This window comes from Bibersteinia trehalosi (assembly GCF_004346205.1).
Classification (GTDB): Bacteria; Pseudomonadota; Gammaproteobacteria; order Enterobacterales; family Pasteurellaceae; genus Bibersteinia; species Bibersteinia trehalosi.
In genome coordinates, this window is the sequence record NZ_SMAM01000007.1 from 1 (window position 1) to 17874 (window position 17874).

At 40.1% G+C, this 17874-nt stretch carries 14 protein-coding genes; 12 read left to right on the forward strand and 2 right to left on the reverse strand.

Annotation, left to right across the window (positions count from 1 at the left end; translation table 11 throughout):
* Positions 1-276: 276 nt before the first annotated feature.
* From ribF to pssA, 3 genes are all read left to right on the forward strand, one after another.
* Positions 277-1221 (forward strand): bifunctional riboflavin kinase/FAD synthetase, encoded by a 945-nt coding sequence (gene ribF, locus EDC51_RS07995; protein WP_015431992.1) that lies wholly within the window; start codon positions 277-279, stop codon positions 1219-1221.
* Positions 1222-1271: 50 nt separating this feature from the next.
* Complete coding sequence (ileS, locus tag EDC51_RS08000) at positions 1272-4073, forward strand: isoleucine--tRNA ligase (RefSeq protein ID WP_131928636.1); 2802 nt, start codon at positions 1272-1274, stop codon at positions 4071-4073.
* 215 nt (positions 4074-4288) lie between these two features.
* Positions 4289-5656 (forward strand): CDP-diacylglycerol--serine O-phosphatidyltransferase, encoded by a 1368-nt coding sequence (pssA, locus tag EDC51_RS08005; protein WP_131928637.1) that lies wholly within the window; start codon positions 4289-4291, stop codon positions 5654-5656.
* Positions 5657-5721: 65 nt separating this feature from the next.
* Here the strand turns inward: pssA and EDC51_RS08010 are convergent, their stop codons facing one another.
* A complete protein-coding gene (locus tag EDC51_RS08010; protein ID WP_015431995.1) occupies positions 5722-6261 on the reverse strand; it encodes a KdsC family phosphatase in 540 nt (179 codons plus the stop codon).
* A gap of 69 nt (positions 6262-6330) precedes the next feature.
* Here EDC51_RS08010 and EDC51_RS08015 point away from each other — a divergent pair, with 69 nt between their 5' ends.
* The 6 genes from EDC51_RS08015 (at position 6331) to rraB (ending at position 12486) form a co-directional block, all read left to right on the forward strand.
* Complete coding sequence (locus EDC51_RS08015; protein ID WP_064318228.1) at positions 6331-7011, forward strand: YggS family pyridoxal phosphate-dependent enzyme; 681 nt, start codon at positions 6331-6333, stop codon at positions 7009-7011.
* Between the two features lie 94 nt (positions 7012-7105).
* The gene (gene pepN / locus EDC51_RS08020) at positions 7106-9715 is read left to right on the forward strand and encodes an aminopeptidase N (RefSeq protein WP_131928638.1); all 2610 of its coding nucleotides are present in this window, start codon (positions 7106-7108) and stop codon (positions 9713-9715) included.
* Between the two features lie 61 nt (positions 9716-9776).
* Positions 9777-10193 (forward strand): DUF805 domain-containing protein, encoded by a 417-nt coding sequence (locus tag EDC51_RS08025; RefSeq protein ID WP_131928639.1) that lies wholly within the window; start codon positions 9777-9779, stop codon positions 10191-10193.
* Between the two features lies 1 nt (position 10194).
* Positions 10195-10830: a ribosome biogenesis GTP-binding protein YihA/YsxC gene (yihA, locus tag EDC51_RS08030; RefSeq protein ID WP_131928640.1), complete on the forward strand. Its 636-nt coding sequence runs from the start codon at positions 10195-10197 to the stop codon at positions 10828-10830.
* 14 nt (positions 10831-10844) lie between these two features.
* A complete protein-coding gene (locus EDC51_RS08035) occupies positions 10845-12062 on the forward strand; it encodes a polysialyltransferase family glycosyltransferase (protein WP_025267256.1) in 1218 nt (405 codons plus the stop codon).
* Between the two features lie 4 nt (positions 12063-12066).
* Positions 12067-12486, forward strand: a complete 420-nt coding sequence (gene rraB / locus EDC51_RS08040) for a ribonuclease E inhibitor RraB (protein ID WP_025289035.1) — start codon at positions 12067-12069, stop codon at positions 12484-12486.
* Between the two features lie 33 nt (positions 12487-12519).
* Here rraB and tusA read toward each other — a convergent pair whose 3' ends face one another.
* Positions 12520-12759: a sulfurtransferase TusA gene (gene tusA / locus EDC51_RS08045; RefSeq protein ID WP_131928641.1), complete on the reverse strand. Its 240-nt coding sequence runs from the start codon at positions 12757-12759 to the stop codon at positions 12520-12522.
* Between the two features lie 9 nt (positions 12760-12768).
* On the opposite strand from tusA, the gene pepQ reads away from it, so the two are divergent.
* The 3 genes from pepQ to EDC51_RS08060 all read left to right on the forward strand — a co-directional run bounded on the left by pepQ (position 12769) and on the right by EDC51_RS08060 (position 17665).
* The gene (gene pepQ, locus EDC51_RS08050) at positions 12769-14070 is read left to right on the forward strand and encodes a Xaa-Pro dipeptidase (RefSeq protein ID WP_131928642.1); all 1302 of its coding nucleotides are present in this window, start codon (positions 12769-12771) and stop codon (positions 14068-14070) included.
* A gap of 94 nt (positions 14071-14164) precedes the next feature.
* On the forward strand, positions 14165-15541 hold the full coding sequence (gene argH / locus EDC51_RS08055; RefSeq protein WP_131928643.1) for an argininosuccinate lyase: 1377 nt from the start codon (positions 14165-14167) through the stop codon (positions 15539-15541).
* Between the two features lie 159 nt (positions 15542-15700).
* Positions 15701-17665 (forward strand): TonB-dependent receptor plug domain-containing protein, encoded by a 1965-nt coding sequence (locus tag EDC51_RS08060; RefSeq protein ID WP_131928644.1) that lies wholly within the window; start codon positions 15701-15703, stop codon positions 17663-17665.
* Positions 17666-17874: the final 209 nt, after the last annotated feature.

Below are 17874 nucleotides of genomic sequence, written 5' to 3' on the forward strand. Positions count from 1 at the left end.
GATGGTAGTGTGGGGTTTCCCCATGTGAGAGTAGGGCAACATCAGGGTTTAATTTAAGGAACCCCAAGTCGCAAGGCTTGGGGTTTTTGCTTATGATTTATGTGTGATTATGGCGATAAATTTCTTGTTTCCCTTATCTTATATAATGTATTTATGACGTAGCAATTCATTTTGTTGATACAATGATTAAATTGCTGGGGTTTAAATCCCCCTTTTTCTTTCAATTCCTTCCTTTTCCTTGTACAATCAACCGTTATTTTTTCTCATAAATTCCTTATGCAATTAATTCGTGGTGTTCATAATTTAAAATCCTTTTCTGAACTTAAAAATGGCTGTGCACTGACTATTGGTAATTTTGATGGAGTACATCTCGGACATCAGCAAATTCTTGCGCGGTTATTAGAAAAAGCACGTGAATTAAGTTTACCTAGTGTCGTGATGCTTTTTGAGCCTCAGCCTAGAGAGTTTTTTGCAAAAAAGGATGAACCTGCTGCTCCTGCTCGTTTAATGCGTTTGCGAGATAAGCTATTCGCTCTACAAAATGCTGGTGTCGATTATGTGCTTTGCGTGCGTTTTAACCAGACTTTTTCTGCTCTTTCTGCTCAAGAATTTATCTTGCAGCTTCTCGTAGAAAAGCTCAATGTGAAATACGTAAGTGTTGGGGATGATTTCCATTTTGGTGCAAAGCGGAGTGGTAATTTCCAAATATTGCAGGATGCAGGGCGTAATTTTGGTTTTGTGGTTGAAAATAGCCATAGTTATAAATTAGGTATTGAACGAATTAGTAGTTCTCGAATTCGCGCAGCATTATTAGAGGATGATTTAGCCCTTGTAGAAAAGTTACTTGGGAGTAAATACCATATTCGTGGGCGAGTGGCACACGGTAATAAGCTTGGTAGAACCATTGGCTTTCCCACAGCAAACATTATGCTTAACCGTTTAGTTACTCCGATTCAAGGTGTATATGCGGTGCAGGTAGAAACTCCACAAGGCAGATTTAACGGCATTGCTAATGTTGGTAACCGACCAACAATTAACGGCACTAAGCCGTTGTTAGAAGTGCATATTTTTGATTTCAATAAGGATCTGTATGGTAATGCGCTTAATGTGCATTTTTGTAAAAAAATTCGCAATGAAATTAAATTTGAGAGTTTTCAAGCTTTGAGCGAACAAATTAAACAAGATGTGGCTACAGTCAGAGCCTATTTTAAAGCGCTTTGATTTTAAGTAAATTTTACAAAATTAATTTTGATTAAAGTTGGTATATAACAATGACAGTTGATTACAAAAACACCCTAAACCTACCTGAAACAGGCTTTCCTATGCGTGGCGATCTTGCTAAGCGTGAACCTGATATGTTGAAAAATTGGTATGACAAAGATCTTTACCAAAAAATTCGTCAAGCAAGAAAGGGGAGAAAAACCTTTATTTTGCACGATGGCCCTCCCTATGCAAATGGCAGTATTCACTTAGGCCATTCTGTTAATAAAATTCTGAAAGATATTATCAACAAGTCTAAAACTGCTATGGGCTTTGATACGCCTTATGTACCAGGTTGGGATTGTCATGGCTTGCCGATTGAGTTGAAAGTAGAAGGCTTAGTGGGTAAACCGAATGAGAAAATTTCGGCAGCGGAATTTCGTCAAAAATGCCGTGAGTATGCGAAAGAGCAAGTAGAAGGACAGAAAGCGGATATGATCCGCCTAGGCGTGGTGGCAGATTGGGATAATCCGTATCTGACCATGAATTTTGATACCGAAGCAGAAATTATCCGCACGCTAGGTAAGGTGATTAAAAACGGTCATCTTTACAAAGGTTCTAAACCAGTTCACTGGTGTTTGGATTGCGGTTCATCGCTTGCAGAAGCGGAAGTGGAATATGAAGACAAAACCTCGCCATCTATCTATGTGAAATTCAAAGCCGTTGATCAAGCGGTCGTAGAAAGCAAATTTTCTGCAAAAGGTACTGGCACCATTTCAGCCGTGATTTGGACCACCACCCCTTGGACATTGCCGTCAAATAAAGCGATTTCTCTCAATGCGGAATTAGATTATCAGCTTGTACAATTTGGTGATGAACGTTTAATTCTTGCCAAAGAATTAGTGGAAAGCGTGCAAAAAGCCGTAGGCGTGGAAAGCGTTGAAGTATTAGGTGAAGCAAAAGGGGCTGAGTTGGAACTATTGCAATTCCAACACCCATTCTACGATTACAGCGTGCCATTTATTTTAGGCGATCACGTAACGACCGACGGCGGTACAGGTTTAGTGCATACTGCACCTGATCACGGTCAAGACGACTATATTGTTTCTCGCAAATATGGCGTTGAAATGGCAGGGCTTGTGGCAAATGACGGTAAATTCAAAGCCGATGTGCCATTCTTTGCAGGGCTTGGCGTGTTTGAAAGTAACGATAAAGTGCTAGAAAAACTCAAAGAAGTAGGGGCGTTACTCAAATTAGAGAAAATTCGCCACAGCTATCCGCACTGCTGGCGACACAAAACCCCGATTATTTTCCGTGCGACACCACAATGGTTTATCGGTATGGAAACGCAAGGTTTACGCCAACAAGCCTTAGGTGAAATCAAAAAAGTGCGTTGGATTCCATCTTGGGGTGAAGCGCGTATTGATACGATGGTAGCGAACCGCCCAGACTGGTGTATCTCTCGTCAGCGTACTTGGGGCGTGCCAATGACGATGTTTGTGCATAATGAAACCGAAGAGCTACATCCTCGTACCCTTGAAATTTTGGAAGACGTGGCAAAACGAGTAGAAAAAGTGGGGATTCAAGCGTGGTGGGATCTTGATCCTGTTGAAGTGCTGGGTGAAGCGGACGCAAAACTTTACCGTAAGGTGCCTGATACCTTAGACGTGTGGTTTGACTCAGGATCAACCTACGCTTCAGTGGTACAAGCTCGTCCAGAATTTAACGGCAATGAAACAGATATGTATTTGGAAGGCTCTGACCAACATCGTGGCTGGTTTATGTCTTCACTGATGCTTTCTACGGCGACAGATAACAAAGCACCATATAAACAAGTACTAACACACGGCTTTACTGTCGATGAAAAAGGCAGAAAAATGTCTAAATCTATCGGTAATGTGATCGTACCAAGTGAAGTTTGGAATAAAAACGGGGCAGATATTCTGCGTTTATGGGTCGCAAGCACCGACTATACAGGGGAAATTGCGGTTTCTCACGGTATTTTAAACAGTGCAGGTGATGCTTACCGCCGTATTCGTAACACCGCGCGTTTCTTATTAGCGAACTTAAACGGCTTTGATCCAAAACGTGATTTAGTGCAACCAGATGAAATGATTGCCTTAGACCGTTGGGCGGTTAGCTGTGCCTTAGATGCACAAAAAGAAATTATTGAAGCGTATGATAATTATCAATTCCACACGGTGGTACAACGTTTAATGCGTTTCTGCTCAATTGAAATGGGGTCGTTCTATCTAGACATTATTAAAGATCGTCAATACACCACCAAAGCGGACAGTCTTGCTCGCCGTAGCTGCCAAACCGCACTGTGGCACATTTCTGAGGCATTAGTACGCTGGATTGCACCGATTTTATCCTTCACCGCTGATGAAATTTGGGGACATCTACCAGTTGTTGAAAATCGTGCAGAATTTGTGTTTACCGAAGAATTTTATGAAGGTTTATTCGGCTTAAACGAAAACGACAAATTAGACGACAACTACTGGCAACAACTGCTCAAAGTGCGTGCCGAAGTGAACCGCATTTTAGAGCAAGCTCGTAAAGAGAAAACCATTGGTTCAAGTTTAGAAGCAGAAGTGACGCTTTATGCTGATGAGGCGTTATTGTCAAAATTGGCTGAATTAGGTGATGAATTGCGTTTTGTGCTATTAACCTCAAAAGCAGAGATTAAACCGCTGGCACAAAAAGACGTAGAAGAAGGCGAACTTAAAGGCTTTGCAGTGAAAGTGATCAAATCTGCAAACCACAAATGCCCTCGTTGTTGGCACTATTCCGATAGTCGTGACGAAGAGTCTCTTTGCTCTCGTTGTGTAGAAAATGTGGAAGGCAAAGGCGAAAGTCGTCAATTTGCGTAACTAAGTAAAAGCGTTGTGGTTTATTCACAACGCTTTTTTACTATCTTCTTGTTTGTCTAGGGCTATTGCTTATTTATTCGCGATAACACGGTTTTACTTAGATTATACGTAGTCTTAACCATGTCTAACATCAGACCAGCATTTAGCAAATCGCTTTATCTGTCATTTCGGTGTAAAATATGCGTAGTTAAGAGATTGAAAATCGGGAATTAATTATGCTCATTCTGAATAAACAGCGCCGAGCTGAACGTTTTTTAGAGAAATTGAACTATCTGCCTCAGCAAGCAGATCAGGTTGATTTTCTTTTTTCTAGTGCCGATTTTAAACAAAAAATTTTGCAGCTTATCCAATCGGCTAAGCGCCGGATTTATCTTACTGCGCTCTACTTCGAAAAAGATGAAGCAGGGCAGGAAATTTTAGCAGCACTTTATCAAGCAAAGCAGGCAAATCCGGCACTTGACATTAAAATTTTGGTTGATTGGCATCGCGCTCAGCGTGGGCGGATTGGTGAGGCGGAAAGTCTTTCTAATGCTGATTGGTATGCAGAAATGAAAGCGGCATATTCGTTACCTGATGAGCAAGAAATTGCAATTTATGGAGTGCCAATTAATGGGCGAGAGCTATTCGGGGTGCTTCATTTAAAAGGTTTTGTATTTGATGATACGTTGCTTTACAGCGGTGCGAGTATCAATAACGTGTATTTACAACAGCATGAACGCTATCGTTATGACCGCTATCATATTATTACTAACCCAGCGTTAGCCGAGAGTTTTGTTAGCTTTATTGAACAGCATATACTGAGCAATCCAGCTATTTATCGTTTAGATCAAGCTTATCGTCCTAAAACGGCAGAGATTCGCCCATTGATCAAAGCATTTCGTAAGCAATTAAGCCAACAACAATATAGCTTTAATGGCAAATTATTTAGCCAAGAACGATTACAACTAAGCCCATTAATCGGATTAGGGCGGAAGAATAAACTGAATAAAACGATTGAAGCCTTATTCTATCAAGTTGATCAAAAGCTCACTATTTGCACGCCTTATTTCAACTTCCCACGTTCATTACGTAATCGTATTAAGTGGCTATTAGAAAATGGCAGACAGATTGAAATTATTGTTGGTGATAAAACGGCGAACGATTTCTATACGCCACCGGAAGAGAAATTCACCATGGCATCGGCATTACCATATCTCTATGAGAAAAATTTACGTGCTTTTGCCAAAAGTTTTGATCGCTATATTCAAAATCAACAATTAACCATTCGTTTATGGAAGAACGGCAATAACAGTTACCACTTAAAAGGTGTTTGGGTTGATAATCGCTATATTTTACTTACAGGCAATAATCTTAACCCGCGAGCTTGGGCATTAGATGCAGAAAATGCAGTGCTAATTTCTGATCCAAATGCTGAACTTAGTGAGAAAGCTCAAGCCGAATTGAGCCACATTCGTCAGCATACGGTAATTTTGAGTCATTATAGTGATTTAGAAATATTGCGAGATTATCCAGCAGCGGTACAAAAATTATTGAAAAAATTTGGGCGGGTGAAACTAGATAAGATTGTGAAAATGTTATTGTAGTATGCCTTCCTGTAGCAAGCGGTTGTTTTTGGTAAAATTTTTACAAAGAACAACCGCTTGTTTATTTATTGTGCCATTTGGTGCACAACTTTCATAAAGCCATCTGCGCTGGCATAAACTTCTTCTTTACCTTGCGCTTTTAAAATCATGTCAGAGAGTTCTCTGAATGCTCCCTGTCCACCTGCACGGGTAAGCACTAAATCGGCTTGCGCTTGCATATAATCATAAGCATCACCGACTGCAACGGCTAAACCGCATACTTCAAATGCAGGTAAATCTAGCGTGTCATCACCAAGGAATGCGGTCTCTTCTGCGCTAACGCCTGCTTGTTGCATTAATTCTAAACAAGCATCGCGTTTTGCCATTTTACCTAGTTGAAAAAGAGGAATACCTAAGTCTTTGATGCGGCGGCGTAAAATAGGGGTATCTCCACCAGAAAGTATTGCAACTTGGATACCACAAGCCAATAGCATTTTAATACCTAAGCCATCTTTAACGTGAAAAAATTTTAACTCCTCACCATTTGCAGAATAGTAGAGGCTATTGTCGGTTAAAACACCATCGACATCTGTGATTACTAATTTAATTTTTGCCAGTCTTTCCATTAGGTTTCCTTGCTTTTCAATAGGTTGAGATTTATTATTCTGCGCTATTATAGCTTTTTGGAGTAAGTCATGTCGATTTCTCAAAACCTTTCTCAAATTAAACAACGTATTCAACAAATCGCGGAGAATTGCCAGCGCCCAGTCAGTGAGGTAAAACTGCTGGCGGTAAGTAAAACAAAGCCGATTACAGATATTCAGCAGGCGATTGATGCAGGGCAAACCGTATTTGGCGAAAATTATGTACAAGAAGGCGTGGAGAAAATTCAGCATTTTTCCCAAAACCGTCAATTAGAATGGCATTTCATTGGACACTTACAATCAAATAAAACACGTGTTGTAGCAGAACATTTTGATTGGGTTCAAACAATAGATCGACTCAAAATTGCGCAGCGATTAAATGAGCAGCGTCCTACGAATTTAGCTCCCTTGAATGTACTCATTCAAATCAATATTAGCGATGAAGGTTCAAAATCAGGGATTCAACCAGATGAAATGCTGTCATTAGCGACAGAAATTGCTCAATTGCCCAATTTAAAATTACGTGGTTTGATGGCTATTCCTAAGCCAGAAAGTGATCCTACGCAGCAAAAAATTGCGCTATGTGCAATGCAGCAGCTCTTTCAACAGCTGCAAGCTAAATTTAAAGGAATTGATACCCTTTCAATGGGAATGAGTGACGATATGTCGGCTGCAATTGAGTGTGGTTCAACCATGGTGCGTATTGGCACGGCTATTTTTGGAGCAAGATAACAAGCGGTATTTTTTGCAAAAATTTTGCAAAGACTTTCATGCTAATCTGCACTATACTAAGCCATACTTTTCCGTCTCTTTTCAAGGATAAACTATGCAACCAAAAGCCAAATTCAGAAAAGATTACCGAGCTCCTGATTTTACGATTACTGATATCTATCTTGATTTTCTACTTGATCCAAATGAGACACTTGTGACCTCACGTTTAAGTGTAAAACGCCAAAACGATGACGCGACACAGCTTAAATTAGATGGACATAGCTTTGAACTGCTTGGGGTTAAATTTAACGGAGAATCATTTTCCGATTATCAACAAGACAATGAAAGTTTAACCCTGAATTTGGCAAACTTGCCTGCCGCGCAATTTGAGTTAGAAATTCAAACCCGCCTTATTCCCGCAAAAAATACGTCTCTACAAGGCTTATATCAATCGGGGGATGGGCTTTGCACGCAGTGTGAAGCAGAAGGTTTCCGTCAAATTACTTATATGCTTGACCGCCCTGATGTGCTTGCAAAATATCGCACAAAATTGACCGCTTGTAAGGAAAAATACCCTTTCTTACTTTCTAACGGTAATCGTATTGCACAGGGTGAACTTGATGGGGGTAAGCATTGGGTGGAATGGGAAGATCCATTCCTTAAACCGAGCTATCTATTTGCTGTGGTAGCGGGTGATTTTGATTTATTACAAGATAAATTTACCACCAAAAGTGGGCGGGAAGTCGCTCTTGAAATCTATGTAGATAAAGGCAATCTCAACCGTGCAGGCTGGGCGATGGAAAGCTTAAAACGCGCAATGAAATGGGACGAAGAACGCTTTGGCTTAGAGTATGATCTTGATATCTACATGATTGTGGCAGTAGATTTCTTTAATATGGGCGCGATGGAGAATAAAGGGTTGAATGTCTTTAATTCTAAATTTGTGCTTGCTAACCCACAAACCGCGACCGATGATGATTATATGGGTGTAGAAAGCGTGATTGCTCACGAGTATTTCCATAACTGGACGGGTAATCGCATTACATGTCGAGATTGGTTTCAGCTGAGTTTAAAAGAGGGATTGACAGTATTCCGAGATCAGGAATTTACTTCTGATCTTTGGTCCCGAGCTGCAAAACGAATTGAGGATGTGCGTTTTTTACGTGCATTCCAATTTGCGGAAGATGCCGGTCCAATGGCACATCCAATTCGTCCAGAAAAAGTGATTGAAATGAATAATTTCTATACTGTAACGGTATATGAAAAAGGCGCGGAAGTTATCCGGATGATCCACACCTTGCTTGGCGAAGAAAAGTTCCAAAAAGGTATGCAGCTCTACGTGGCTGAAAACGATGGTAAAGCTGCAACTTGCGAGGATTTTGTCTCTGCAATGGAACGAGCAAGTGGTATTGATTTAAACCAATTTCGGCGTTGGTATAGTCAATCTGGAACGCCGGAATTGTTAGTTACAGATGAATATGATGAAGAGCATAAAACCTATCGCTTGCATGTTTCACAATCGACACCTGCCACCGCGGATCAGCTGGAAAAAGTGAATTTACATATCCCGCTGAAAATCGCGTTATATAGTGAAAATGGATTAAAAATCCGCTTACAGCAAGAGTTGGCAAGTGTGAGTGATATTTTAGATATTCAGCATGAGCATCAAACATTTGAATTTCATAATGTTAATCAACGTCCTGTGCCTGCTTTGCTATGTGATTTTTCTGCGCCTGTGCGTTTAGATTATAACTATAGTAATCGGCAATTGATTACATTACTGCAGTATGCAGAAAATGAATTTATACGATGGGATGCGGCACAGATGCTTTTGGGTAATGAGCTTAAAGCGAATTTAGAGCGTTATCAACAGGATGAACCAATGCAGTTTTCGGAAGCGTTGTTGAATGCTTTAACACTCGTTTTAGAAAGAGCGAATGAAGATCCAGAGCTTACTGCGCTTGCGTTAATGTTGCCGAAAGAGACTGAATTTGCAGAGCTGTTTAAAGTTATTGATCCAGCAGGCATTGCTATTGTGCGTGATTTTATGCAAAAAACGATTGCTGAAGGCCTGAAAGAGCGTTTATTGGAGCTGTATCAGCAAAATAGAGCGCCGGCATATCGTGTTGTGGCAGAGGATATGGCAAAACGAGCATTGCGTAATGTCTGTTTGAATTATCTTGCTTTCACCGAGCAGGGTAACAGTTTAGTGTATCAGCATTATCAACAAGCGGATAATATGACCGATACCTTGGCAGCATTAACAGCGGCTACCAAAGCTCAACTGGCTTGTCGTGATGGGCTACTCAGTGATTTTGAACAAAAATGGCATCAAGATGGCTTGGTAATGGATAAATGGTTTGCGCTACAAGCGACTCGCCCAGATGAAAATGTGCTTGAATTAGTACAAAAACTCTTGGAGCACCGCAGTTTTGACTTTAAAAATCCAAACCGAATTCGTTCGCTGATCGGTGCATTTGCAAATCAAAATCCAAGAGCTTTCCATGCGGTGGATGGTTCAGGCTATCGTTTCTTAGTTGATATTCTGATTAAATTAAATGAAACTAATCCACAAGTTGCTGCGCGGTTAATTGAGCCATTAATTAAGTTGGGGCGTTATGAGGCTCAGCGTCAAACATTAATGCGCCGAGGCTTAGAGCGCTTAAAAGGGCTGGATAATCTCGCAAGAGATTTATTTGAGAAAATCGAAAAGGCACTACAGTAAACAAGTTGGGACGCAATAATGCGTCCCTTTACACTAGCGTTCAAACAAGACGTAATTATCTATGAATATATTCCGCTTACTTTTTTCTTTCAATGGCAGACTAAATCGCCAAGGCTTTTGGATTGGCTTTGGTATAAATTTTCTGCTGCTATTTTTTTTGGCAAATTTTTGGAAAATGCCAAGCGCTTCCGATGCATTAAGTTTACTGCCATTACTGTTTGTAGGCTACAGTTTGGCAGCAGTTGTTACTAAACGATTACATGATCGTAATCGTTCCGCGAAGGCTTTATTTATGGTATTAGTCCCAGTTTTTTGTTACGGCATTTCGCTGAGTGCACAGGGGATTATGCAATTTTTACTTGGTGTGGCAATGCCGGTATTTATTGGTACTATTTTATTTATTGAATGGGGCGTATTTAAAAGTTTCCCTGAAGAAAATCAATATGGTAAGCAAGGCTTATCACTGCAATGGAAATAATATGACTGAGATTAAACTCAATTATCACAAAACACATTTTTTGACATCAGCTCCCGATATTCGCCATTTACCTGAAGATTCAGGGGTAGAAATTGCTTTTGCTGGACGTTCTAATGCAGGGAAATCAACCGCATTAAATGCATTAACTAACCAAAAAAGTTTAGCAAGAACATCTAAAACACCAGGGCGTACTCAACTGATTAATCTGTTTGAAGTTGAACTAAATTGTAAATTGGTCGATTTACCAGGCTATGGTTATGCGGCAGTGCCAGAGCAAATGAAATTGCAGTGGCAGCGAGCCTTAGGTGAATATCTCCAAAAAAGGGAGTCTCTCCGTGGTGTGGTAATTTTGATGGACATTCGTCACCCCTTAAAAGATCTTGATCAGCAGATGATTGAATGGGCGGTTGCTTCGGATTTACCCGTATTACTGCTTTTAACCAAAGCAGATAAACTTAGCCAATCTGCACGTAGCAAACAAGTCAAAATGGTACGTGAAGCGATTTTACCTTTCCAAGGTGATATTCAAGTAGAAGCATTTTCTGCTCAAAATCGCATCGGAATTGATAAGCTGGCGTGTAAATTAGATGGTTGGTTTGCCGAAATGTTGCACGCTGTACAAGCGGTTGAAATGTAGTGGAATTTTGCAAAATGGCAACGACTCAGAAAATTTGTGTTTATTTAGATTATGCGACGATTCCTTCGCTTAATTATATTTTACATTTTGCCCAACATTTTGAAGATCAAGAAACCATTCGTTTGTTTGGGCTGAGCCGTTTTCATATTCCTGAAAGTGTGATTCAGCGCTATCCGAAAGGCGTAGTGCAATTTTACCCAAACCAAGAAAAAGATTTTTCGGCACTGTTATTGGCGCTAAAAAATATTTTGATTGAAGTGAAACAGCAACAGCGAAAATGTGAAATTGAGCTGCATTTAAATCTTTTTCATTATCAGCTACTGCTATTACCGTTTTTATCACTTTATCTTGATACGCAAGATTATTGTCATTTGACACTAAAATTTTATGATGATGGTTCTGAGGCTATTTCTGCGTTACAAGAGTTAGCATTAGCTCCCGATCTTGCGGCACAAATTCAGTTTGAAAAGCAGCAATTCGATGAGCTAGTGGTAAAAAAATCATTTAAGCTAAGTTTATTGAGCCGCTATTTTTGGGGAAAATTGTTTGAGTCAGAATATATCTGGTTTAATCAAGCTATTTTACAAAAAGCGGAATTACAAATCCTTAAACAAGAAATCTCATCTTCTCGACAAATGGATTTTGCTATTTATCAGCAAATGAGTGATGAGCAAAAACAGTTGGTGTTAGAAATCCTCAATATTGATTTGAATAAGGTTGCGTATTTAAAGCAATTAATGGAAAACCAACCGAGTTTTCTCTTTCTTGGCACAACATTATTTAATATTACGCAAGAGACAAAAACTTGGCTTATGCAAATGCACGTTGATTTAATTCAACAGTATTGCCTACCGTCAGGACAATTTTTTAATAATAAAGCTGGCTACCTCTGCTTTTATAAGGGGCATCCGAATGAAAAAGAGATGAATCAAATGATTTTAAGCCAGTTTAAAAATTTGATAGCGTTACCGGATGACATTCCATTAGAAATTTTATTGCTCTTAGGAGTTATTCCAAGCAAAGTGGGAGGCTTTGCGAGCTCTGCCTTGTTTAATTTTACTCCAGCTCAGATTGAGAATATTATCTTTTTTACGCCAAGATACTTTGAAAAAGATAATCGCCTGCATGCAACACAATACCGTTTAATGCAAGGGTTGATTGAGTTAGGTTATCTTGATGCAGAAAAAAGTGTCACCCATTTTGAAATAATGCAGTTACTAACAAAGGAATAGACGTATGTACGATGTAAACCAATTGAACCAAACAACGGATGAAATTATTTCATCTTTACTTGCTGATGGCTCAGATCCTGATGCCCTTTATATTATTGAGCACCATGTTGCTCACCATGATTTTGATAAGTTAGAGAAGCTGGTAGTAGATGCTTTCAAACTTGGCTATGAAATTTCAGAAGCCGAAGAGGTGGAAGAAGAAAACGGTGATGTGCTGTTTGTGTGCGACATTGTCAGCGAAATTAAGCTAGATGCAGCTTTAATTGCTGCCCAGCAAAAAGAGCTACTGCCGTTAATTGAGAAGCATGCCGCGATTTACGAAGGCTGGGGAACTTATTTTGAAGATCCAAACAGCGATGAAGATGAATACGGCAATGACGGTGAGTTTTTTGATGACGAAGAGTTTGATGAAGACGAACGCTAGGCATAACAAGGGGCTTAAGCCCCTTGTTGCGTTTTATAATCCTTTTTTTACCCAATAGCGGTAAGGCGTTTGTGTCGTTTCACTTTTGAGTAATTGATGATCCATAAACTGACAAAAGCTTGGAATATCTCGCGTGGTGGCAGGATCATCAGCAATAATCAATAACACCTCCCCATCATTCATATGACGAATGGTTTTACGGGTCAGCATAACAGGTTCTGGGCAACGTAGCCCTAGAGTATCTAAAGTTTGATTTATGGTTAATTTAGTCATTTTATTTCTATGAAACAGTTATTTGCACAGCATATTTTACGCATTCAAGGCATTGTTCAATCTGCCTTAGAATTAGCTCGTTTAGATGGATTATGGATTTATGCAGGACAGCCTAAATTACATTTTTTAGATGATCAAAGCGCACCATTTAAAATAAATCCACATTTTAATTGGATTTTTCCTGATCCTACAGCCGAACAGAGCTGGCTCTATTTAGATGGTAAAAATAAACCCAAAGTCTATTTTTATGCGCCACAGGATTATTGGCACGTGAGCCCTAATCCACCCATTGATAGTTTTTTTGCTGATGAATTTGAGTGGCATATCCTTAAACAAGCGGATGAAATGCCCCAATTTTTTGCAAATTTGCCATTCTATGCCTTTATTGGCGAGCAAGAGACAATGGCTTATGAGCTGGGATTTACGCAGGTTAATCCAAAAAAGGTGCTAAATGTACTCCATTTTGAACGTTCGATCAAAAGTGAATTTGAAATTGCCTGTATTCGACAGGCACAAAAAACCGCATTGCATGGACATCAAGTGGCAAAAGAAGCCTTTTTTGAAGGGAAAAGTGAGTACGAAATTAATCTTGCTTACTTACAGGCAACAGGGCAATCAGATACTAATGTGCCTTATGCGAATATTGTTGCAATTAATCAAAATAGTGCCATTTTGCACTATACCCACTTAGATAAAACCTGCCCACAAAATCGACATAGTTTCTTATTAGATGCGGGTTCGACTTATCTTGGTTATGCTTCTGATATTACAAGAACTTATGCTGCTGAGCAGCATAGTGAGTTTGCAGAACTCGTTACTAAAATAGATCAATTTAAGTTAGCCACCATAGCCAATTTGCAAATTGGGGTAAATTATTTAAGTTACCATACCCAAATGCACCAATGGATTTCTCAGCTACTCTATGAACACGATTTGGTAAAACTGCCCGCTGAACAAATTTTTGAAGAGGGGATTTCACGCACCTTTTTCCCACACGGTTTAGGGCATCAGCTTGGGTTACAAGTACATGATGTCGCAGGCTTTCAACAAAACGCTCGAGGTACGCATAAAGCACCACCTACGATTTACCCAAGTTTACGTTGTACTCGAGAGCTCGCTGAAGGAATGGTCTTGACGATTGAGCCTGGCTTTTACTTGATTGATATGTTGCTAAATTCTTGGCAAAACACACCGCTTGCACGTTTCTTTGATTGGCAGAAAATCGCATATCTCAAGCAATTTGGTGGAATTCGTTCAGAAGATAATGTGGTAATGCGATCTCATGGAGCAGAGAATTTAACGCTAGATTAAATAATTATTGAAATAAAATGCATAATTATGCAATAATCGCACGTATAACAAGCGGTGCAAACCGCTCATTTTTTTACAAATAAAGGAATTTATTATGGCACTTTGGGGTGGTCGCTTTACACAAGCGGCAGATCAACAATTCAAATACTTTAACGATTCTCTACGTTTTGACTACCGTCTTGCCCTGCAAGATATTGATGGCTCAATCGGTTGGGCAAAAGCAATTCATTCGGTTGGGATCATTAGCGCGGACGAATTAGTGCAATTAATTGAAGCTCTCAAGCAATTGCGTGCAGAAGTCTATCCAAATTTAGCGATTGTACTGCAAGAAGATGCAGAAGATATTCATAGCTGGGTGGAACAGCAGCTGATTAAACGTGTGGGTGATTTAGGTAAAAAACTGCACACAGGGCGTAGCCGTAATGACCAAGTGGCGGTGGATATGAAATTGTGGTGTAAAGCACAAGTACTTTCATTGCAAGAATCTATCCGAAATTTACAAGCGAAATTGGTGGAAACTGCCGAAAATAATCAGCTCTCAATCATGCCGGGTTACACTCACTTACAGCGTGCACAGCCGATCACTTTTGCTCACTGGTGTATGGCATATTATGAAATGCTTGAACGTGATCATAGCCGTTTAACAGATGCTTATCGCCGTATGAATACTTGTCCATTAGGTTCTGGGGCATTAGCGGGTACAGCCTACGCGATTGATCGTGATAAATTGGCACAAGATCTCGGTTTTGAAACAGCTACCCGTAATAGCTTAGATAGTGTATCTGACCGCGACCACGTGTTAGAGCTACTTTCTGCGGCAAGTATCAGTATGATGCACCTTTCTCGTTTTGCTGAAGATTTAATCATCTTTAACAGTGGCGAATGCCATTTTGTGGAGCTTTCAGATCGTGTTACCTCAGGTTCTTCTTTAATGCCACAGAAGAAAAACCCAGATGCGTGTGAACTTGTGCGTGGTAAAACAGGGCGAGTATTTGGAGCGTTAAATGGTTTATTGGCAACACTGAAAGGCTTACCGCTTGCCTATAACAAAGATATGCAAGAAGACAAAGAAGGCATTTTCGATGCGATTGAAACGTGGCAAGCGTGCGTAAATATCTCAGCATTAGTGCTTGAAGATATTAAAGTAGATGTAGAAAGCACCACTGAAGCAGCAAAACAAGGCTACGCAAACGCAACCGAATTAGCCGATTACTTGGTTGCCAAAGGCATTCCATTCCGTGAAGCTCACCACATCGTAGGCGAATCGGTGGTGTATGCGATTAGCCAAAATAAAGCGTTAGAAGAGCTATCTATTGCCGAGTTTAATCAATTCCACAGTGTGATTGGTGATGATGTTTATCCAATTCTTTCGTTGGAATCTTGTTTGGCGAAACGTTGTGCCAAAGGTGGCGTAAGCTTAGAACGTGTTGCGGAGGCAATTGCTGCTGCAAAAGCTGCTTTGCAGATGTAAGTAAGCGGAGCATTTTTGACAAAATTTTGCAAATCCACACTATTTAAATGGTGTGGATTTTTTATGAATTTGTTTCATGATTTGCATAAAATTCTTTCATTATGTTTCCCCATTCTGTGTCAATAGAATATAAAAATTGTGATTACCTAAGGGCTCTTTATGAAAAAAAATCTGATTACAACGACAATTTTATTGTCATTATCTGGCACTGTTTTTGCCAATGAACAAACTCAGCAAGTGGTTCTACTCGATGAGGTTAAGGTTTACTCAGCTTATGCTGCGCCTGTAAACCAAGATAAAACCGCTTCATCAGTAACAGTTTTAACTGAAAAAGATTTTAAGCAGCGTAATGCGACTTATGTTTCTGATGTGCTAAAAACTGTACCGGGTGTCGCGATTGTTGCAAGCGGGGGACGTGGTACACTAACCAATATGTTCTTGCGTGGTGCTGATGCAAATCATACTGCGGTTATCATTGATGGAGTTAAAGTCAATCCTGTCAATGGTAATGGCTATGATTTTGGCGGATTAAGCCTAAGCAATGTTGAGCGCATTGAAGTATTGCGTGGTGAGCAATCTGCACTTTGGGGCTCTGATGCGATGGGCGGCGTGATCTATATCACGACGAAAAGCGGCTTGTATCAAGATAAAGCGTTTAACATTGATTTTGACTTTGGCGGTGGCACAAATAAAACCTCTGATGGCTCTGTAACTATTTCAGGTCATGACAATGGTTTCTATTATGCGTTACACGGCAGTAGCCATCATACCCGCTCTATTTCCGCTCAAAGCCGTGATACATTCCGTTATACCGCTGTTGATGGTACGGAATTTACAACAGGCGGGGCGATAGAAAAAGATAAATTCCACAGCGATAAAGCCTCATTAAAAGTAGGTTATGATGATGGTCATAAGGGTGTTGAACTTCTTGCTTCTCATTCAACCCAAACTGCTGCTTATGACGGTAGTATTGCCACTGAAACCAATTTCAATGACCGTACTCGTAGCCGTGAAACATTATTTCGTTTAGGCGGTTATGTTGGTAGCGATCACGAATTATTCAAACATTCTGCTGCCATTAGCCATGTTAAAACAGATAGTGATACATTTGAGTATAGTTATGGCAGTGTAGGATTAAGTACTGTTGATGCAAAAAAACTCAATGCCAATTATCAACTAGATGTGAACTTTGACCGTGAAGGCCCTGTAATACAGGCGGTGAGTTTATTGGCCGATTATCAAAAAACACATTATGATGCGGTTTCAAGTTGGGCAACCTTTGAAAATAAACAGCTTTCTGAGAAAAGTGTGGCGGCGGAATATCGTTATTTCCACGAGAATGATCACAGTTTAAGTGTGAGTGGCCGTTATACTGACAGCTCACAATTTGATAATTCTTTTACAGGTAGAATTTCAGCAGGAATCCGTTTAGCGCAAAATTTCCGTTTACACGGTAGCTACGGTAAAGCAATTCAAAATCCAGCCACCACAGAATTTTATGGTTGGAGCGGTTCATTTGTAGGCAACCCAAACCTTAAACCAGAGAAAAGTCGTGGTGGCGATGTAGGCTTGTTAATTGAAAGCACCAATAAACATCATAGCTTAGACTTAACCTATTTTGCACGTAATGTAACCGATTATATCGGTAGTGAATGTTTAGCAACAATAACCTCTGCTTGGGGAACAAGCTGCACCACTTACCGTTCAATCAATAACGATGGCACCACAAAAATCAAAGGCGCTGAAATCGCCTACAACGGTAGATTTACCGATAGCCTCACAGGTTTTGCCAACTACACCTATACTCGTGCGAAAAATAACTTAGGTGTAGAACTCTATCGCCGCCCAAAACACCAAGCAAACGCTGGTATCCATTTCCAAGTAACGGATAAATTCGGTACTCAAGCAGGTTTAAGTTATGTAGGTAAACGTATTGATAACTATCCATACCTCACAAAAATGCCATCATACACGTTAGTGAATTTAGGTGCTGACTATCAGCTAAATGCCAACTTAAATGCTTATGTGAACCTAAATAATGTCGCAAATAAAAAATACGAAAATATCTTAGGCTACGGACAATATGGACGTACTGTTTATGTTGGGTTGAAAGGAAGCTTCTAACCGATAGCTGTAATCGTGCCGACAATGACTAAGCTGAAGTCGTTGTCGGTATAAAAGTACCGACAGCGGTAAACCACAATCGGTTACCATCATTCAGGGGCGTTGCCCCTGTGATGTAACTCAGGCGGTAGCACCGCCGAATTTTAGTAACCGATTACGCCGAAGGCGTTGTTGGTATAAAAGTACCGACAGCGGTAAACCGCAATCGG